17 protein-coding genes and 1 riboswitch are annotated in these 20,178 nt (G+C 36.3%); of the genes, 7 read left to right on the top strand and 10 right to left on the bottom strand.

Annotated elements, in window-relative coordinates; genetic code table 11:
* A complete protein-coding gene (locus ACFOUY_RS05500; protein ID WP_378959473.1) occupies positions 1 to 387 on the bottom strand; it encodes an acyl-CoA thioesterase in 387 nt (128 codons plus the stop codon).
* 61 nt (positions 388 to 448) lie between these two features.
* Positions 449 to 2,782 (bottom strand): 5-methyltetrahydropteroyltriglutamate--homocysteine S-methyltransferase, encoded by a 2,334-nt coding sequence (metE, locus tag ACFOUY_RS05495; RefSeq protein WP_378959472.1) that lies wholly within the window; start codon positions 2,780 to 2,782, stop codon positions 449 to 451.
* Between the two features lie 198 nt (positions 2,783 to 2,980).
* Positions 2,981 to 3,185, bottom strand: a riboswitch (cobalamin riboswitch).
* Between the two features lie 220 nt (positions 3,186 to 3,405).
* On the opposite strand from metE, the gene ACFOUY_RS05490 reads away from it, so the two are divergent.
* Positions 3,406 to 6,075, top strand: coding sequence for a M14 family metallopeptidase (locus ACFOUY_RS05490; protein ID WP_378959471.1), 2,670 nt, complete (start codon positions 3,406 to 3,408; stop codon positions 6,073 to 6,075).
* Positions 6,076 to 6,128: 53 nt separating this feature from the next.
* Here ACFOUY_RS05490 and ACFOUY_RS05485 read toward each other — a convergent pair whose 3' ends face one another.
* On the bottom strand, positions 6,129 to 6,761 hold the full coding sequence (locus tag ACFOUY_RS05485; protein ID WP_378959470.1) for a hypothetical protein: 633 nt from the start codon (positions 6,759 to 6,761) through the stop codon (positions 6,129 to 6,131).
* Between the two features lie 197 nt (positions 6,762 to 6,958).
* Between ACFOUY_RS05485 and ACFOUY_RS05480 the strand changes: the two genes are divergently transcribed.
* Positions 6,959 to 7,675 carry a DsbA family oxidoreductase gene (locus ACFOUY_RS05480; protein WP_378959469.1) on the top strand — a complete coding sequence of 239 codons (717 nt, stop codon included), beginning with the start codon at positions 6,959 to 6,961 and terminating at the stop codon, positions 7,673 to 7,675.
* Between the two features lie 32 nt (positions 7,676 to 7,707).
* Here the strand turns inward: ACFOUY_RS05480 and ACFOUY_RS05475 are convergent, their stop codons facing one another.
* The 4 genes from ACFOUY_RS05475 to mfd all read right to left on the bottom strand — a co-directional run bounded on the left by ACFOUY_RS05475 (position 7,708) and on the right by mfd (position 12,457).
* Positions 7,708 to 7,923 carry a DUF3820 family protein gene (locus ACFOUY_RS05475; protein ID WP_056086366.1) on the bottom strand — a complete coding sequence of 72 codons (216 nt, stop codon included), beginning with the start codon at positions 7,921 to 7,923 and terminating at the stop codon, positions 7,708 to 7,710.
* A 197-nt stretch (positions 7,924 to 8,120) separates the two neighbouring features.
* Positions 8,121 to 8,480 carry a DUF4143 domain-containing protein gene (locus ACFOUY_RS05470; RefSeq protein ID WP_378959468.1) on the bottom strand — a complete coding sequence of 120 codons (360 nt, stop codon included), beginning with the start codon at positions 8,478 to 8,480 and terminating at the stop codon, positions 8,121 to 8,123.
* An 11-nt stretch (positions 8,481 to 8,491) separates the two neighbouring features.
* Entirely contained in the window at positions 8,492 to 9,058 is a 567-nt protein-coding gene (locus tag ACFOUY_RS05465) for an ATP-binding protein (protein ID WP_378959467.1), read from the bottom strand.
* A 60-nt stretch (positions 9,059 to 9,118) separates the two neighbouring features.
* Entirely contained in the window at positions 9,119 to 12,457 is a 3,339-nt protein-coding gene (mfd, locus tag ACFOUY_RS05460; protein ID WP_378959466.1) for a transcription-repair coupling factor, read from the bottom strand.
* A 252-nt stretch (positions 12,458 to 12,709) separates the two neighbouring features.
* Here mfd and ACFOUY_RS05455 point away from each other — a divergent pair, with 252 nt between their 5' ends.
* From ACFOUY_RS05455 to def, 5 genes are all read left to right on the top strand, one after another.
* Entirely contained in the window at positions 12,710 to 13,012 is a 303-nt protein-coding gene (locus ACFOUY_RS05455) for a DUF2752 domain-containing protein (protein WP_378959465.1), read from the top strand.
* 4 nt (positions 13,013 to 13,016) lie between these two features.
* Positions 13,017 to 13,385: a TM2 domain-containing protein gene (locus tag ACFOUY_RS05450; RefSeq protein WP_378959464.1), complete on the top strand. Its 369-nt coding sequence runs from the start codon at positions 13,017 to 13,019 to the stop codon at positions 13,383 to 13,385.
* A 401-nt stretch (positions 13,386 to 13,786) separates the two neighbouring features.
* Positions 13,787 to 15,937, top strand: a complete 2,151-nt coding sequence (locus ACFOUY_RS05445; RefSeq protein ID WP_378959463.1) for a S9 family peptidase — start codon at positions 13,787 to 13,789, stop codon at positions 15,935 to 15,937.
* 126 nt (positions 15,938 to 16,063) lie between these two features.
* Entirely contained in the window at positions 16,064 to 17,296 is a 1,233-nt protein-coding gene (locus ACFOUY_RS05440; protein WP_378959462.1) for a M16 family metallopeptidase, read from the top strand.
* Positions 17,297 to 17,401: 105 nt separating this feature from the next.
* The gene (gene def, locus ACFOUY_RS05435; RefSeq protein ID WP_378959461.1) at positions 17,402 to 17,962 is read left to right on the top strand and encodes a peptide deformylase; all 561 of its coding nucleotides are present in this window, start codon (positions 17,402 to 17,404) and stop codon (positions 17,960 to 17,962) included.
* An 87-nt stretch (positions 17,963 to 18,049) separates the two neighbouring features.
* Here the strand turns inward: def and ACFOUY_RS05430 are convergent, their stop codons facing one another.
* Genes ACFOUY_RS05430 through ACFOUY_RS05420 form a run of 3 tightly spaced genes read right to left on the bottom strand, consistent with a single transcriptional unit; the run spans position 18,050 to position 20,097 of the window.
* Positions 18,050 to 18,688, bottom strand: a complete 639-nt coding sequence (locus ACFOUY_RS05430; RefSeq protein ID WP_378959460.1) for a peptidase associated/transthyretin-like domain-containing protein — start codon at positions 18,686 to 18,688, stop codon at positions 18,050 to 18,052.
* A 52-nt stretch (positions 18,689 to 18,740) separates the two neighbouring features.
* Positions 18,741 to 18,986, bottom strand: coding sequence for a NifU family protein (locus ACFOUY_RS05425; RefSeq protein WP_378959459.1), 246 nt, complete (start codon positions 18,984 to 18,986; stop codon positions 18,741 to 18,743).
* A 34-nt stretch (positions 18,987 to 19,020) separates the two neighbouring features.
* The gene (locus ACFOUY_RS05420) at positions 19,021 to 20,097 is read right to left on the bottom strand and encodes an Mrp/NBP35 family ATP-binding protein (protein ID WP_378959458.1); all 1,077 of its coding nucleotides are present in this window, start codon (positions 20,095 to 20,097) and stop codon (positions 19,021 to 19,023) included.
* Positions 20,098 to 20,178 lie beyond the last annotated feature (81 nt).

Below are 20,178 nucleotides of genomic sequence, written 5' to 3'. Positions count from 1 at the left end.
TTATTTAATTACCTGAACAGGTTTTTTATTTTCATCGATGGCAACAAATGTGAAATCGCCGTGAACGGCTAATTCTCTGCCCTCTGCATACATCTGTTCAATATAAATTTCGACATTAACTTTTAAGCTGGTGTTTCCTACTTTTGTAACCTGTCCAATTAATTCAACAATTGTTCCTGCCGGGATAGATTTCTTAAAATCAATTCTATCGCTGCTAACGGTAACCATAATTTGTCTGCTAAAACGCGTTGCCGTAATAAAAGCAACTTCATCCATCATGTGCATCGCGGTACCGCCGAAAAGCGTATCGTAATGGTTAGTTGTATTTGGAAAAACAGCTTTAAAAATACTGGTTTTTGATGCTTCAATTCTTTCTTCTAAGGTCATGTAGATTATAATAAAATGCCACGGAAAACATTGTTTTCTGTCTTCCCGTGGCAAAAGTAATTTAATTAATCAGATTTTCGGCCGCTAAAACATGCTCAGTTTTGCGCATTTCTTTTGCCGCTTCAACCATCTCGATTAAAGCTTTTTTGGTTTCATTCCATCCGCGTGTTTTTAAACCACAATCGGGGTTTACCCAAAGTTGCTCTGATGGTATAACCGCTTTTGCTTTTTTAAGCAGCGTAATCATTTCTTCCCTTTTAGGAACTCTTGGAGAGTGAATATCATAAACGCCAGGACCAATTTCGTTTGGATATTTGAAATCGGCAAAAGCATCTAGCAGTTCCATTTGCGAACGCGAAGTTTCAATTGTAATAACATCGGCATCCATATCGGCGATGTTCTGAATGATGTCGTTAAACTCAGAATAGCACATGTGTGTGTGAATTTGGGTTTCATCTTCTACGCCTGCTGCAGAAATTTTGAAGGCATTAACCGCCCAGTTTAAATAAGTTTGCCAATCTGCTCTTCGCAATGGTAAACCTTCTCTAATTGCAGGTTCATCAATCTGAATAATCTTAATTCCTGCTTTTTCAAGGTCGCAAACTTCATCGCGAATTGCCAATGCAATTTGTGTACAAGTAACCGAACGAGGCTGGTCGTTACGAACAAACGACCATTGTAAAATGGTTACAGGACCCGTTAACATGCCTTTCATGTACTTTGAAGTGAGAGATTGCGCATATGTAGTACATTTTACAGTCATTGCCTGCGGACGAGAAACATCACCAAAAATAATGGGAGGCTTAACGCAGCGAGAGCCATAACTTTGAACCCATCCATTTTTGGAAAAAGCAAAACCATCCAGTTGCTCACCAAAATATTCTACCATATCATTGCGTTCAAATTCGCCATGAACCAATATATCTAAACCAATTTCCTCTTGCCATTTCACCGCTTTTGCAGTTTCTTCAGCAATTAAAGTATTGTATTCATTTGCAGTAAAAGTTCCGTTTTTAAATTTTGCTCTCCAGCTTCTAACTTCTGCCGTTTGTGGGAACGAACCGATTGTTGTTGTAGGATAAGCAGGCAATTTTAAAGCTTGTTGTTTAATTTTTCTCAACGAAAACGGACTTAAACGGTTAGCGTCTTCTGGTTTAAGCTGAGTTACCCTTTGCTTAACTGCCGGATTGTGAATTAAAGCAGAGCTTTTACGGTTGGCTATGGCTTGTTTATTTGCTTCGAATTTTTGCGTGGTAGATGCAGGGCTTTCGTTTGTGGCAAGTTTTTTTAAGGTTACAACTTCTGCAACTTTCTGTTTTGCAAATGCCAACCATTGTTTAATTTCTGCTGATAGGTTTTGTTCGTCAGTTTCATTATCTAAATCAACAGGCGAATGAATTAGTGAACATGATGGCGCAATCCAAACTCTATCTTTTCCAACCTTTTCGATTGCTTTGTTGATGATTTCTAAAGAGCTTTCAAAATCGTTTTTCCAGATGTTTCGACCATCTACAACACCAATTGAAAGAATGATTTTATCATTTAATGAAGAAATAATATGGTCTAATTGCTTCGGCGCCCGCACTAAATCGATATGTAAAATATCTACGGGAAGTGTTAGAGTTAAAGCCAAGTTATTACCTAAACCTTCAAAATAAGTAGCAAGAACAATTTTTAATTTAGGGAACGATTTTCGGATTTGTTTGTAAGCATAATCATAAGCTTGCTGCTCATTTTCAGTTAAATCAAGTGTTAAAAACGGCTCGTCAAACTGGATGTATTCAACTCCTAAAGAATCTAACCGCGTTAGAATGTCTAAATAAACTGGAAGCAGATTTTTAATTAAATCGATTTTTTCAAAACCCACTTCTTTTTCTTTTCCTAGTAATAAATAAGAAACAGGACCAATTAAAACTGGTTTGGTCGTAATTCCTAATTGCTTAGCTTCATAAAAATCATCAATAATTTTAGTAGAGAAAAGTTTAAATGGCTGGTTTTTGTAAAACTCCGGAACAATGTAATGGTAATTGGTATCGAACCATTTTGTCATTTCCATTGCCACAACATCAAGCCCATCTTTTTGGTAGCCCCTAGCCATTGCGAAATACAAATCGAGCTCAGAATTGCCTTTTTTAAGTATAACTTCGTTGTACCTTTTCGGTATTGCACCAAAAGTTAAAGAATGGTCAAGTACCTGGTCGTAAAAAGAGAAATCATTTGAGGGAATTACATCAATTCCGGCCTCTTTTTGTAATTTCCAGTTTTCGTGGCGAATGTTTTTACCAACCTGTAGCACATTTTTGTACCCGGTTTTATCTGCCCAATAGTTTTCGCAGATTTTTTTTAGTTCTCGGTGGCTACCAATACGCGGATAGCCCAGATTTTGCGTTAGCATTTCTTTTAAAGATTAAGTAAATAAATCGTTTAAAAGCCCTTTAAGCAATATTTTACGATGATTTTATTAAAAATGTGAAGGAAAGGTTAGCGCACAAAAAATCTTCTTTGCAGCAAAAAGCTCAAAGCAAAACCAAATAAAACAGTTAAATTTTATTGTACAAATCAGACCTGACCAATTGCTTTTTAACGCGAAAGCATCGTCAATTCGATATTTGGCAGGTCTCCTGACTTATCCCCAAATTATCGCCTTCCCATTCTGGCGAACCAAAACAGTGGCATTTTTGATAATTTGTTGTCTTTTGTTTAAAAAGACAGGATTTACAGTTGCGCGACAGCTCGTGATTTACACACGATTCCCTTTTAATCTACAGCTAAGTAAAACCAACATCGGTTTGATGAAAAAATAAAGATAAGAACTTACATCAAAGGCAAATGTATGCAATATGGAGGAGGAATTTCAAAAGAATTAAGGGTTTTTGTAAATAAGAAGTGATTTGATAAAATTGAAGAACTGTAACAAATTTACAGCAAGGATATTAACACCATATTTCTGTTATATATTTGATATTAACCAACCAAACTTTCCCGACTATGATAAAAAACTACTTTAAAAAGTTGTGCATGGCTTTTTTAGTGTTAAGTAGCACTGTAGCTATTGCACAAGAAATTCCCAGCCCAAAATCTCACTTTGGCTTTAATATTGGCGATGATTATCAACTCGCAACCTACACTCAAACAGAAGCTTATTTTAAGAAATTAGCTGAAACTTCTAAGCGTGTTAAACTGGTAGATATCGGTAAAACAGAAGAAGGCAGAAGTCAGTACATGATGATTGTGACTTCTCCAGAAAACCTTAAAAAATTAGACAGATACAAAGAGATTTCACAGCAATTGGCTCATGCCGAAATTACCCCAGAGCAAGCAAAAGCTTTGGCTCAAGAGGGTAAGGCAGTAGTTTGGATAGATGGTGGTTTACATGCAAACGAAACTGTAGGTGCTCATCAGCTTATTCAAACGGCTTACGAATTTGCTTCTAGAACGGATGCAGAAACTTTAAGGGTTTTAGATAATGTGATTATTCTATTTACACACGCAAATCCTGATGGTCAGGAATTGGTGAGTAACTGGTACATGAGGGAAAAAGATCCAAAGAAAAGAACTTTATCTGGCTTGCCAAGACTTTACGAAAAGTATGCTGGACATGATAATAACCGAGATTTCTTTATGTTAAACCTTAAAGAAACCCAAAATATGGGTCGCCAGCTTTTTGTAGAATGGATACCGCAAATTATGTATAATCATCATCAGGCTGGCCCTGCCGGAACAGTAGTTGCAGGCCCGCCATATCGCGATCCTTTTAATTACGTATTCGATGCAACTATTTTAACCAGTTTAGATGCTGTTGGCGCCGCAATGCACAACAGAATGAACGTTGAAAATAAGGCAGGTTACACCCAAAGAGGCGGTTCTGTATATTCAACCTGGTATAACGGCGGTCTACGTACTACAACCTATTTTCACAATATGGTTGGTTTACTAACGGAAATTATTGGTAGCCCAACACCTTCTGATATTCCTTTGGTTCCATCGAGATTATTGCCAAGCGGCGATTCTCCAAATCCGATTACACCACGCAAATGGTATTTCAAAAACTCGATAGACTATTCTGTTTCATTAAACTACGCTGTTTTAGGTTATGCCCAGCGTTACCGCGATGAATTGTTGTACAATATCTATCAAATGGGAAAAAATTCTATTGATAGAGGAAAAAAAGATAACTGGTCTTTCTCTCCTAAAAAAATTGATGCCATAAATGCTGCAGCGAAAACATCAACTCCTGCAGCAGGAGGAGAATTTGGCAGAGGCAGACAAATTAGTATAAAAGCTTTCGATACGGTTATGAAAGCGCCTCTAAATCGCGACCCAAGGGGTTATATTTTATCTGCCGATCAACCAGATTTTAACTCTGCAATTAAGTTCTTAAATGCATTAATACGAACCGGAATTTTAGTTCAAAAAGCAACAGCTCCTTTTACTGTTGCAGGTAAAAATTATCCTGCCGGAAGTTATGTTGTTAAAACCGACCAAGCTTTCCGTCCGCATGTATTGGATATGTTTGAGCCTCAAGATCACCCAAATGATTTCAAATACGAAGGCAGTGCGCCAACACCGCCTTATGATGCGGCAGGCTGGACATTAGCTTATATGATGGATGTTAAATTCGATCGTTTACAAGATGATTTTAATGGTCCTTTCGAGAGAATTCCTTTTGGGCAATTATTAAAACCTGAGAACAAATTAGCATCAGGATCTAGTTATGTGTTAAGTGCAGCTCAAAACGATTCTTATACAGCGGTTAACGACCTTTTGAAAGCTAAGACAGACGTTTATCGCTCTACTGAAAACGGAGATTTTTACGTTTCTGCTTCGGGTAATGCAAAAAGCATTTTAGAGAAGGCAAATGTTAAATTAAAATCGTCTTCTGCGCCGAAAAATAAAACTAAAATTACGGCAGGAAGAATTGCACTTTGGGATACTTATGGTGGTTCTATGGCATCGGGATGGGTGCGTTGGATGATGGAACAGTACCATTACAACGCGACTGTTATTTATCCGCAAGATATTGATGCAGGTGATTTGAAATCAAAATATGATGTAATTGTTTTTGTTGGAGGTGCAATTCCTGCATTGCCTAATGCAGGTGCAACTGGAAGAGGTGGAGGTTTTAATGCCCCGACACCACAAGATATTCCTGATGAATACAAAAAACAAACAGGAAGAATTACAGCGGATAAGTCTATTCCTCAAATAAAGAAATTCCTTGAAGATGGTGGTAAAGTTGTAACTATAGGCTCGAGTACAAACTTAGCTTATCATTTACAATTACCTGTTCGTAATGCAATGGTAGAAATTGTTAACGGGATAGAAAAACGCTTGCCAGATGAAAAATATTACGTTCCGGGAAGTGTTTTAAATGTAGAAGTTGATAGCAAACAACAAGCAAACTGGGGTATGGAGAAAGAAGCAGATGTTTATTTCGATAATAGCCCGGTGTTTAGATTAACTGGCGATGCAATTGCTGCGGGCAAAATAAAACCTTTAATGTGGTTTAATTCGGCAACACCCTTGCGCAGCGGCTGGGCTTGGGGGCAAGCTTATTTGCAGGACGGCGTAACGGCTTTCGAAGCCAATATCGGTAAAGGAAAACTTTATGCTTTTGGCCCGGAGATTGCTTTTAGAGCACAAACACATGGAACTTTTAAGTTGATATTTAATCAGTTGTATAAGTAATATTAAATTAACCAGCAACGGTTGCCAATTTGGTAACCGTCGCTGGTTTTTTGTTATTTTGTGTAAGGGAAATTTCTAGAAACTTTTCTCATCATTTGCTCTACCAAATCATCTGTAGATGAAGCTATTGAAGCATCCATTGTTTTAAAAAACCTCCATAAAAGATCGCCTGTTGTACCATTATTTAGCGTTAGTGTTAAAGTTCCAGTACCTGTTTTCCCTCCAAAGCCACCGAATAATACTGCTGAAGCAATAGCACCAGCTTCCGATTTTGTTTGTTCCGTTTCAAAACTGCCACCTAGCACCCCATCTACACCAAGGATTTTAGCGATTTCATCTTTTGTCGTTTCATCTAATTTATCAGAAATACCAGCCTTTTTTAATAAAATATTCGTCTTATCTACATCCTGAAATTCTACCGTATAATCTTTGCCTTTCCTCAACAAGAAAGTATACATGCTAGACTGAATAGACTTTGACATTGTTTTTTCTTGATCTCGGTTTGCTTCTGCGTTAAATCCTTTGGGTTGTTTTTTGTAAGTAATTTTAGTGTTAAACGGTAAGATTGCAACAGTTTTGTGGTTTTTAATTTCCGATGATAGCTTCGGGCTTTCGAAAATTTGTTTTTGTGCATTGGCACTGAATCCTAATGCTATGATTAGGAGTGAGAGAATTGTTTTTTTCATTTTTACAGTTATATAATTTGATTTAAGCAGACAATATACATAAAATAGTAAACGATAGAGGTTGCTCCTGTTCTTCATTGTTGTTCAATAAAATAAAAAACAAATAAAAATTGGCAACATATAAGTTATCTAAAAACATAGAGGCCTTTTTACTTTCTACTTACCAAGCTTAATTTAGAACCGCTTAATTTTACACCATGAAAGTAGAAATCTGGTCGGATGTAATGTGTCCGTTTTGCTATATCGGTAAACGTCATTTTGAACAGGCAATTGAAAAATTGCCGTTTAAGAATGAAATTGAGGTGGATTGGAAAAGTTATCAGCTTAATCCAGAATATCATAATACCAATAACGAAACGGTTTATGATTACTTATCAAGAAGCAAGGGAATGCCAATTGAGCAAGCTAAACAGATGACGAAGCAGGTTTCGGATATGGCCGCTAATGCTGGCTTAACAATCAATTTCGATACAAATATTCCTGCCAATACTTTCAATGCACACCGTTTGATTCATTTAGCAGCAAAACATGGTTTGCAAGATTTAGCCGAAGAAAAATTTTTCGAAGCGCACTTCGTAAGAAGTCTAAATATTGGCGAAGAGTCTGCTTTATTAGATATTGCCGTAGAAATTGGGTTGGACAAAGCTGAAGCAGTGCATGTTTTAAAAGGGAACGAATTTGCAGAAGCGGTTCGCTATGATATTTATGAAAGCCAGAATTTAGGCATTCGTGGTGTTCCCTATTTTGTTATGGATAGAAAGTTTGGTGTTTCGGGCGCTCAACCCGTTCAGGCTTTTACGGATGCTTTAACACAAAGTTTTACCGAATGGAAAGAAGCTCAACCAAAAACAACATTAACTTCATTAAACAAAAATAATGATGCTATTTGTGATGAAAGTGGTTGTGAAATATAACTTTTACCAATCATTTCGAAGTTATATCGAAATCATTTCCCCTTCAGCGGCGTTAGCAAATATTCTAATCCGTTAACCCGGATTTCGAACATAGTTGCCATTAAATCGCCTAATTTTCCTTTTGGGAAACCTTTATCCTTATACCAAAGCAAATAACTTTCGGGGATATTGCAAATTAAATAGCCTTTATACTTACCATAAGGCATTTGCATTTTAACTAAGTCGAGGAGTAAAGTTGGATCGAGCATTAAATAATAAAATCTAAATAATTTTCTTTGTTAACTATGGTAAACACAGCATTAGGATAATTTTTTGCAAAAAAACCAGGAATTTTCTTTTTTTGATTTCCCCACTTAAAATCTACTGCATTAATTTGTTCGTTTTTAACTTCTATTAAATCAATATCTTGTTGATCGTAGGTTCTCCAAAAATAATATCTTGAGTTTTACTGTTGGTAGTTCATTTTTTTTATACGCTCACTAAAACAATAATTTTCCCACAAAAGACCTTGATCGTTACGAAGTACTAAAAGCCTAAAATCATTTATAATAGCGTTACGAATGCCGTTATCATAAAAATACCATTTAGATGATTTGGTTACTTCTTTTCGCGAATTATTGCTATATCCGCCAACTTTATAAATGATAAATACTTTCGAGAGTAAATCTAAATAACAATCGACCGTATTTTTGCTAATTCCTAGCTTTCGCGAAAGTTCATCAATAGAAACTTCTGAGCCTACCTGAAAAGCAATTAATTTTAAAAGCTCGAAAAGTTTTGCGCTATTTTGTATGTTTTCATACATCAAAATATCTTTTAGCAAGTACGTTTTACCAATTCCGTTAAGTATTGTGCTTTTTCTATTGTTGTATCCAAATGAAACAATTCTGGGTAAGATCCAAAAATCAATCTATCTTCAAGACTTTGAACGGTTTGCAAACCGTTTTCAACCTCTTTTAATTCTAATTGCGCTATCGGATAAAGATAATACGTTAAACTTCTTCCTGTTAATGGTTCTCCCGTTTGATTGGAAAGATCGAAAGCTGATGATCCGCTAGCAATGATGGTTAAATTTTTAAAAGAGTCGATTAATAACTTTAAAATTTTACCAATTTCTGGAATAACCTGTGCTTCATCAATAATTAAAAGTTGGGCGTTGCCTAAAACTCTTTTGTAGTTGGCTACAGTTCTTGTAGCAAGCAAAGCTTGTATGTCTTGGTCTTCTCCGTTTAAAAATAGATGTTCAATATTGGTTTCTTTAACAATATCTTCTATGAACCAGGTTTTTCCAACTCGCCTTGTTCCAAAAAGTAAAATAACTTTGTTTTTACCAATTTTACTTTTGATAGCTGAACTTAAATATCTTGGTATTTGATTTTCCATCTTTGTCAAATATAAGATAAATGGTTAATTCGGTCAATCAACTGACTGAATTAACTATTTTTAATCGATTAGCTCTAAAGTTTCAATTGCTTCTTCAACCGTATTTATATTTTCGAAAGCGATACGTAAGGTATTTTTAACTTCTTTAAGGTTACACATACGTGGATGATTTTGAGCAAAAGTTAAAATTTTGGTGAACGTGTTGGAGTCGAAATAAGCTGATTGTTTATCGCTTAAGAAATAACCACGTAAACTATTTTTCTTAAAACTGATTTTCTCAAATCCTAATTTCTTCCCTAACCATTGTAAACGCACAACACTCAACATCGTTTTTACCTGGGGTGGAACCGGACCAAACCTATCTGCTAAGTGCTTTTCGAAAACGGCTAATTCCGTTTCATCACTTAGTTTTGAAAGTTCTGTATATAAGTTGTAACGCTCTGTAATATTGGTTATATAAGCATCAGGAATGTACAACTCTAAATCGGTGTCTACCTGCGTAAAACCAACAAATGGGCGAGCAGTTTCGTTTTCAAACAAACCTTTAAACTCAGCTTCTTTCAATTCCTGAATGGCTTCATCTAAAATTTTATGGTACATTTCGAAACCAATTTCGGCAATGAAACCGCTTTGCTCTGCCCCTAATAAGTTTCCGCTTCCGCGGATATCTAAATCTCGCATCGCTACATTAAATCCACTACCTAAATCAGAAAATTCTTCAATCGCACTTAATCTTTTTCTTGCTTCTGATGTTAAGGTAGAAAGTGGAGGAGATAATAAATAACAGAAAGCTTTCTTATTACTTCGCCCAACTCTACCACGCATTTGGTGCAAATCGCTTAAGCCAAACATGTGTGCATGATTGATGATAATTGTATTGGCATTAGGAATATCTAAACCAGCTTCGATAATCGTCGTTGCAACTAAAACATCTTTTTCGCCGTTGATAAAATCAAGCATTACGTCTTCCAAAGCATCCCCATCTAACTGACCATGAGCCAAACCAATTCTTGCTTTTGGAACTAATTTTTGTATCAATCCACCCAATTGCATTAAATCGTTAACTCTGTTGTGCACAAAGAAAACCTGTCCTCCTCTGTCCAATTCGAATTGAACCGCTTCTTGAATTAATTTATCATTAAAAACATGAAGCTCTGTATTTACAGGCTGGCGATTTGGTGGAGGTGTACTAATAATAGATAAATCTCTTGCACCCATTAACGAAAAGTGTAACGTTCTCGGAATCGGCGTTGCAGTTAAAGTAAGCGTATCAACATTTACGCGAACGGCTTTTAAGCGTTCTTTTGCAGTAACACCAAATTTTTGCTCCTCATCAATAATCATGATGCCGAGGTCTTTAAACTTAACATCTTTGCTTAGCAAACGATGTGTTCCAATTAGAATATCAACTTTTCCGGCGGCAGCTTCTGCAAGTGTATCTTTAATTTGTTTATTGGTTTTGAAACGATTAATGTAATCTACCGTAACCGGGAAATCTTTTAATCGCGAAGAAAAAGTTTTAAAATGCTGAAGTGCTAAAATTGTTGTCGGGACTAAAATTGCTGCTTGTTTACCTTCGGCAACCGCTTTAAATGCTGCTCGAACAGCAATTTCTGTTTTCCCGAAACCAACATCACCGCAAACCAACCTGTCCATTGGGTGTGGCGATTCCATGTCCTTTTTAACATCCTGCGTAGCTTTCAGCTGGTCTGGCGTATCTTCATAAATAAAGGAAGCTTCTAACTCTGTTTGCAGGTAACCATCGGGAGAAAATGCAGTTCCCGCTTGAGTTTTACGTATGGCGTAAAGCTTAATTAAATCGCGGGCAATGTCTTTAACTTTTTTTTTTGTTGTCTTTTTTAGCTTATCCCAGGCATCGGTTCCAAGTTTGTTCATTTTTGGAACACCACTCTCTTTACCGCTGTATTTCGCAATTCGATTAAGCGAGTTAATGTTTACGTAAAGCAAATCATTATCTGCATAAATCAGGCGTATCATTTCTTGGGTTTTACCGTTCACTTCAACCTTTTCAAGGCCGGCGTATTTGCCAATTCCATGATCGATATGCGTAACATAATCGCCCGATTTTAATTCACGCAAATCTTTAAGCGTAATCGCCTGGCTTTTTTGATAACCTTTTTTAAGCTTGTATTTGTAGTAACGATCGAAGATCTGATGATCGGTATAAAACGCTGTTTGAATTTGAGGATCTACAAAACCCTCACGCAACATGCTATTAATTGGGGTAAACTTAGCTGTTTTATCAATATCATCCAAAATGGCGTATAAACGTTCAATCTGTTTTGGCGAATCGGTAAAAATAAAGTTAACAACCCCTATCTTTTCATTCTCTTTTAAGTTGTGAATGAGTAGGTTAAAGTCTTTATTAAAGGATGGCTGCGGTTTGGTTTCGAATTCGAAACGGTTTTCTGTTTGATAAAAAAACTGTTTGCCAAATTCTATAATCGGGAAATCCTGAAGATGATCGCCAAGTAATTTCTCATCGGTGAAAGCAAACTTAGGGTCAATCCATTCTGGATTTTGTGTTTTATCGGCAAGCGATAAAGCTTTCCAAAGTTCTACAGCTTTTTTATAGCCGGCTTTGATGATATCAAGCGTAAACTCAACATCTTTAAACCAAAGCTGTGTATCCTGATCGATATAATCTAGAATACTGATGTTGCTTTCCGTTAAAAACTTTGCCTGTACGTTAGGTACAATGGTTAAAGATTTTACATCCGCAACCGAAAGCTGACTTTCAATTTCAAAACTGCGAATACTTTCAACCTCATCGCCAAAAAACTCAATCCGGTAAGGTAAATCAGAAGAGAAAGAAAAAATATCTACAATGCCTCCACGGATAGAAAACTGCCCAGGTTCGTAGACAAAATCCCTTCTGTCGAAATCGTAATCAATTAAAAACTCATTTATAAAATCAATACCTAGTTTTGCACCAAGACTAATCTCTAGTGTATTTTTCTCTAAAGCGGAGCGATCGATAACCTTTTCAGCAATAGCTTCCGGGTAAGAAACAACAATTTTTCCATATTCCGAATCGTGATTTAGTTCGTTTAAAACTTCGGCACGAGCCAGTACATTTGCAGTATCTACTTGAGTAAAATCGAAAGATTTTCGGTAAGAAGAGGGAAACAGTAAAACCTGTTTGTCTAGAATGCCCTCCAAATCAGATTGAAAATACGCTGCTTCCTCCCTATCTGGCAGAACGAAAAACAAAGGTTTATGCAATAGAAAGTATGATGAAAGGGCTACAATGGCATCTGCAGAGCCCACCAATCCCTTTAATTGTATTTTCGGGTTTTTGGTGCTGTTTAACGCTTTGGTAAATTCGGTTACCCTATCGTCGGTTTTGTATCGGTTTATTAAATCGCGAATATTCAAGGTGTAAAAATAAGCTTATCTTTTAATATTAACCTGCAATTTGTGTAAAGGTTTTTTTAAGTTTTACACCCCATTGAAACTTAAATGTTAAATGCTTTTGTTTGGCTACCTTAGCAGTAATTAATTCAATATTATTATTTGTTGGATTTATAAAGCTGCTTGGTCGAAATATTTGTGCCTTTCGTCGAGTAAAAGCATATTTGCGTAACAAAGGTTTGTTTATGGCCTCTAATCAATATAAAAAGCAAAACGATGAAATACATTAAAAGCTTTCCACTAGAACTATTCTTCTGGGTTACGGCTTTAGTGTTGTTGGCAACTTCTAATGCTCACGAACATCATTTTACACTTTGCCCGCTAGCCAATTTAGGTTTTGAGAGTTGGTGTCCGGGATGTGGTTTGGGAAGGTCGATAACCTACATTTTTCATGGCGAATTTGCCGAAAGTTTTTCAGCACATTGGTTCGGTTTTCCGGCTTTGCTAGTTATAGGATATAGAATAATTACGTTAATAAAATACAGAACAAATAAAAAGTACACAACAATAAACACATAAAATCATGGATATATTTCAATCACCTCTTATGTCGTTACCAGGTATAACGCCAGAAGAATACTCATACTTACAACAAGCAACAACAGGTTTAACTGAGCAACAACTGCGTAATTTCTTAATGGTTTACAGCAGTAAAAGAAAAAACCCTTCAGATATGTTAATCTTTTGTTTAATCGGGTTATTTATCGTTCCGGGTTTGCAAAGATTTATCATCGGTCAGGTTGGAATGGGTATATTATATCTTTTTACAATAGGTCTTTGTTTTATCGGTTCCATCATGGATATTGTTAATCATAAAAATCTTGCCTTCGAGCATAACCAGAAAATGGTTTTCGAGAGCTTGCAAATGGTAAGAATGGGTGGGTTTCAATAATTAAACATATTGGTAACATCAAAACTTACAAAGTCTAAAAAAGCTAAGCGCCGGAGGAAGACTTTGTAAACACTAACATTTTTAGAAAAGCAAAGACAGAACCTTTTTTATCGTTCTTCCCGCTATACATTAGAAGTCCGCACCCGATGAAAAATCGGGTTTGCGGGCTTTTTCATTTTTATCGGGTTTAGTCACCAAGTTTATACAATTTTAAGATAGACTTTACCAGCGCAGCTCAAATGTCAAACTATTTTCTACAGTTCCTTGCCTCTGGTTTCTTAAACGGAGTTAAACCTCCAATGACGAGACTTCAAACCCTCGTGAAAATCGAGCTTTCATTTTCAAGTCAAAATGTGCAATAAAATTCCTTAAATTGCATTAACCTAATCCCAAAACCAACCATGAAACGTATCTTACCATCGCTGATTTTGCTTGGCGCAATTTCGGCCTGCAACAATCCCCAAAAAGACAAAATGGAACCGATAAAATGGCCAGACGCAAAGCCACCAGTGGCGGAAATTATACCGCATAAAAGAATAATTCACGGCGATACCGTAGTAGATAATTACTACTGGATGATTGATTATTTTAAAAAAGGACCCGATAGTACTAAGGTTGTTGATTATTTAAAAGCCGAAAACAAATACTTAGATAAGATGATGAGTGGGACTGATAAGTTTCAGGCAGATCTGTTTAAGGAAATGAAAGGACGGATTAAAGAAAAAGATGAATCTGTTCCTGTTTTTAGAAACGGATTTTTTTACTACACCAGAACTGAAGATGGCAAACAATACTTTAAATATTGCCGAAAAAAGGGAAGTTTAACTGCTCCCGAAGAGGTTCTTTTAGATGTCGACGAAATGGCTAAGGGTCACGCTTATTATAGCGCAACTGGTTTTAGCATTAGTCCTGACAACAAATTGCTGGCCTTTGGTGTGGATAAAGTTTCTCGCCGACAATACACCATTAACATTAAAAACTTAGAAACAGGAGAGATTTATAAAGATGCAATTACCAATACACAAGGCGCTGTAGCTTGGGCCAATGATAACAAAACATTCTTTTATACTTCAAAAAACCCGATCACTTTATTAAGCGAAAAGATTAAAAAACATATACTTGGTACCGACGCTAAAGCTGATGTTGTAGTTTACAATGAGAAAGATAACACTAATTATATTGGTGTAGGTAAATCTAAGAATGATAAATACATCTTCATTTCATCAGCGGGAACATTAACCAATGAATTTAGAATGATTGATGCAGATAAACCAGAATCACCATTTAAAGTTTTCTCAGCACGTTCCAAAGATGTTTTGTACGATGTTTTACCTGTTGATGATAAGTTTTACATTAAAACCAATTGGAATGCAAAAAATTTCCGTTTGATGGAATGTCCGTTAGATAAAACGGAAAAGGAAAACTGGAAAGAAGTGATTCCAAACCGTAAGGATGTTTTATTAGAATCTGGCGAGGAATATAAAGATTTTCTGGTACTAACCGAACGTAAAAATGGCTTAACAGAAATGCATGTGCTGAAAAAAGATGGTACAGATTACTACATAAAATTCGATGAGCCTGTTTATGCCGCAGGCATTGGTGCCAACCCTGAATATAGCAGCAAAACCCTTCGTTATTCTTACACATCTTTAACCACTCCAATTTCTACTTACGATTACGACCTGGATAAAAAAGATAAAAAACTGATGAAACAGCAGGAAGTTGTTGGCGGTTACGACCCGAAAGATTATGTTTCGGAACGTGTTTTCGCTACAGCTAAAGATGGCACTAAAATTCCAGTTGCTTTGGTATATAAAAAAGGATTAGAGAAAAACGGAAAAGCACCTTTATTACTTTATGCTTATGGGTCTTATGGTTCGAGCACAGATGCAACTTTCTCATCTCCCCGCTTAAGTTTATTAAATCGTGGCTTTGTTTTCGCAATTGCTAATATTCGTGGTGGTGAAGAAATGGGGCGGCAATGGTATGAAGACGGCAAATTGATGAAAAAGAAAAATACTTTTACCGATTTTATTGCTGCGGGCGAATATTTGATTGAGCAAAAATTCACATCGAAAAACCATTTATATGCCCATGGTGGCAGTGCTGGCGGTTTATTAATGGGGGCGGTTGTTAATATGGCTCCCGATTTATGGAATGGCGTGATTGCCGATGTTCCTTTTGTTGATGTGGTAAATACCATGCTGGACGAAAGTATACCGCTGACCACAAATGAATTTGATGAATGGGGAAATCCAAAGCAAAAAGGTGCTTATGATTATATGAAAAGCTATTCTCCTTACGAAAATGTAGAGAAAAAAGCCTATCCGAATATGTTGGTTACAACAGGTTTGCATGATAGTCAGGTACAGTATTTTGAGCCTGCTAAATGGGTTGCCAAATTACGGGCGATGAAAACCGATAAAAACGTTCTGTTGCTAAAAACAAATATGGAATTTGGTCATGGAGGCGCATCCGGGCGTTTCGATTATTTGAAGGACGTATCGTTAAGATGGGCATTTTTGTTTGCACTTGAGGGTATAAATAAATAATTATACTAAAACGGGTTAAGTTTGAAAAACTTAACCCGTTTTATTCATATAAATTGATTTCCGTTTTACAATTGCAATATTCTAATACGGGGCTTTATAATCAATTAGCTGTATCTTTGCCTCCCAATGGAATACAATGTTCATACTTTACCCAACGGCATTCGCATACTGCATGTGCCATCGGCCTCAGCTATATCACACGCTTGCATTATCGTTAATACGGGCTCTCGAGATGAACCTGAAAATAAAGCTGGTTTAGCGCATTTTATAGAGCACTTAATTTTTAAGCGTACCAAAAAGCGTAGTACAAATCAAATTTTAAATCGCCTGGAAAGTGTAGGGGCAGATTTAAATGCTTACACAACCAAAGAATACACCTGTGTTCACGCTTCTTTCTTAAATCCCTATTTGGATAGAACTTTAGAGCTTTTTAATGATATTATTTTTCATTCTACTTTCCCGGAAGAAGAAATGGATAAAGAAAAAAGCGTCATTTTGGATGAAATTGCATCTTATTTAGACCAACCGGAAGAGGCCATAAATGATGATTTCGAGGATATGCTTTTTGCAGGGAATCCGCTTGGTAATAACATTTTAGGCACAACAGATTCGGTTCAGAATTTTACCCGTGAGGATGTAATTAATTTTAGAAAAGACAATTACCGCACAAATGAAATCGTAATTGCTGTTTTAGGAAACTACACCTTAAATAGTGTTGTAAGCAAAGGCACCAAGCATTTTGCAGGTGTTGAAGAAAACACGCCAAGCAGGGAACGTGTAAAACCTAAGGTTCTAAAACAATCTAGCACCACAATTTATAAACCAATTACACAGGCACATTGCATTTTAGGCACACAAGCTTATTCAACTTATCAACAAGAAAAAGTAGCTTTAATGCTGTTGAATAACTATTTCGGCGGTAACGGAATGAGTTCGGTTTTAAATCTTCAAATCAGAGAAAAATACGGAATTGCCTACACTATTGAGTCTAACTTTTCGCCCCTAAGCGATACCGGAACTTTTTCCATCTACTTCGGTACAGATAAAGAAAAGCAAAACAAGGCGCTTTCATTAATCTTTAAAGAGATTAAAAAACTAAAAGAAAAACCATTGAACGAACTTCAATTACAGAAAGTAAAAAACAAATTTATTGGTCAGATTGCTTTAGGCGAGGAGAATAGAATAGGACTGATTATTTCGATGGCAAAAAGCTTAATCGACCATAATAAAATTGATTCTTTAGAAACCGTTTTCGAGAAAATTAATCGCGTAACTACAACTCAAATGATAAACGTTGCCAACGAAGTTTTAGACATAGAAAAGCTAAATATCTTTACATTCTCCCCAATAGAGGAATAATTCTTATTTTTGCACCAAAATACTTATCGTTAATTTGCGATTCTATATGCTTTCGTCATTGCTTGTTACCTCGCAATGACGGCCGAAATAAAAACATACAACACAATGAAATTACCAATAGTTGCTTACGGAGACCCTGTTTTAAAGAAAGTAGGAGCCGATATAGATAAAGATTACCCTGAATTGAAACAGTTGATTAACGACATGTTCGATACTATGTATTATGCAAATGGTGTTGGCTTGGCAGCTCCGCAAATTGGCCTTCCAATTCGTTTATTTATTGTTGATACAGGTGAAGATGAGGATGGAAACCCGGGCTATAAAAAAGTTTTTATAAATGCAAAAATTTTAGAAGAAACTGGCGAGCCCTGGAGTTTCAACGAAGGCTGTTTAAGTATCCCTGATATCCGTGAAAATATCATGCGCAAACCAAACATCAAGGTTAATTATTTTGATGAAAACTGGATAGAGCATACAGATGATGTTGATGGAATGTCTGCCCGTGTTATTCAGCATGAATACGACCACATTGAAGGCAAATTATTTACGGATAAAGTAAGTGTTTTACGTAAAACAATGCTTAAAAGTAAGCTTGATGCAATCTCTAAAGGAAATATTAAAACAGATTACAAAATGAAATTTCCAAATAAGAGTAAGAAAAGATAGTGGTTGATGGAAAATGTAAGGGGGAAAATGGAAACGTTTTCCCTTTTTTCTCTATCATTATTGAGAAGAGGCACGAAAAATGTCAGGCTAATTATCGCTTCGCTGTTTATCGCCATCAAAAATTTGCTGCATTAGTTTACCCCAAGCAAAAGGATTTAACAATGGGTTTGTTTGAACCATATTTTTGTTAATCATCCTATCGAAATTATATCGATAATTCTGACTTCCGATTTCTCCGGCATCGCGTGGAAGCGCTTGAATTAGGCCATTAATGGACGAGCGTGAAAGATTCTTTTTTGCAATAGCTAAATCATCATCGGCCAGCTTCATAGAAAGAAACTCACGGGTAAACTCTTCGGTAGTTGCCCAAGGAAAAACACGCACAGTAGGCAAATTAATTACTTCTGCCCTTAACTTAACCATAATAGTATATTTACTATCTGGAGTACTAGTTGGAATAATGGTAGAAAATTTCTTGTAACCAATTGCGGTAAACAGAATTGTATCACCAGGATTTACAATAAAAGTAAAGTAGCCACGGTAATCGGCGCCTACTCTTTTACTTTTGGCCGAAAGATTAGTAATGGTGACATATGGAATCACATTGCCACTATCAATATCGGTAATAATACCCGAAAATTGGATAAGTTTTTCCTTATCGGTTTTTTGTTGGCCAAAAGCGGTTACTGATAGTATAAGAAAAAATAAGGCAACACAATATCTCATTAAGACAAAAGTAATTTTAATAATAAAACTTCGGTGTTAAATATTGTTAAAGCTAATCTTGCTCAGCCATGTTAACCGCAACTACCGATGTAATTGTTGGAACTGCCTTCATAATTGCCTGCTCAATACCCGATTTCATAGTCATGAAACTCATCGGGCAAGAACCGCAGTTACCTAAAAGCTTAAGCTTAACCACGCCTTCTGGTGTAATATCTTCAACAGAAACATCACCTCCATCAGCTTTTAAATATGGCCTTATAGTTTCCAATGCCTGTTCTACTTGCTCTGTTAAATTCATTATTTGCTTTTTAATTTATAAAAATAGTAATTTTTTAGCAATTCGCCATTTGTGCATTGTTTATGGATATCTGCTGTGCAATTTTACTTGCAATATCTCCAAAGATAACATCCAATAATGGATTTTGGTTTAGTGCTGCCGGTTTACCATTATCTCCAGCTTCTGCAATGCTTTGAATAATTGGAATTTCGCCTAAAAATGGAACATCAAATCTTTCAGCAAGCTTAGTGCCGCCACCTTTACCAAAGATGTAATATTTATTCTCGGGTAACTCTTCTGGCGTAAAATATGACATATTTTCGATTACACCTAAAATCGGAATATTGATTCCCGGCATACGGAACATAGCCAAACCTTTATGTGTATCGGCCAAAGCAACCTGCTGCGGCGTTGTAACCACAACTGCTCCAGAAATTGGAAAACTTTGCGTAATGGTGATGTGTATATCGCCTGTGCCTGGAGGTAAATCAACGATTAAATAATCTAATTCGCCCCAATTTGTATCGTTAAATAGTTGTTTTACTGCGTTAGATGCCATTGGCCCACGCCAAGGCACAGGTTGGCCTGGGTCTGCAAAAAAGCCTAATGAAAGTAGCTTAATACCATATTTCTCAATTGGTAATATTTTAGTTTTACCATCAGCTGTTTCTTCTGCTCCCGGTTTTGCATCAACCAAATCGAACATCGTTGGTACCGAAGGGCCATAAATGTCCGCATCAATTAAACCAACTTTTGCCCCATCTTTTGCTAAAACTACAGCTAAATTACTTGCCACTGTAGATTTACCAACACCACCTTTTCCTGATGAAACCAAAATGATGTTTTTGATGTTATCCAATGATGATGAGTTGGTTGGCTGCGTAACTCTCGAGGTTACATTAATGTTTACCTCTGCTTCTGCAAGCACAAAATGCTTAATTGCATTTGTGCAGGCATTTTTCAACATATCCTTCATAGGGCATGCTGGTGTAGTAAGTTCGAGTGTAAAATTTATTTTAGAATCAACTATTTGTAAATCCTTAATCATGTTTAGTGTTACCAAATCCTTTTTAAGATCTGGGTCTTCTACATTTTTTAGGGCATCTAAAACTTGTTGCGGGCTTATCTGCATTGTATTAATTTAAATTCAAAATTAACAAAACATAGCCATAAATACTTTTATTTAGGCTTTTAAACTGTAATTTTAACACGA

The sequence above is a fragment of the Pedobacter jamesrossensis genome (assembly GCF_042650905.1).
GTDB lineage: Bacteria > Bacteroidota > Bacteroidia > Sphingobacteriales > Sphingobacteriaceae > Pedobacter > Pedobacter jamesrossensis.
Note: the sequence above shows the minus strand (reverse complement) of the source record. Positions and strands in the feature narration are given on the sequence as shown.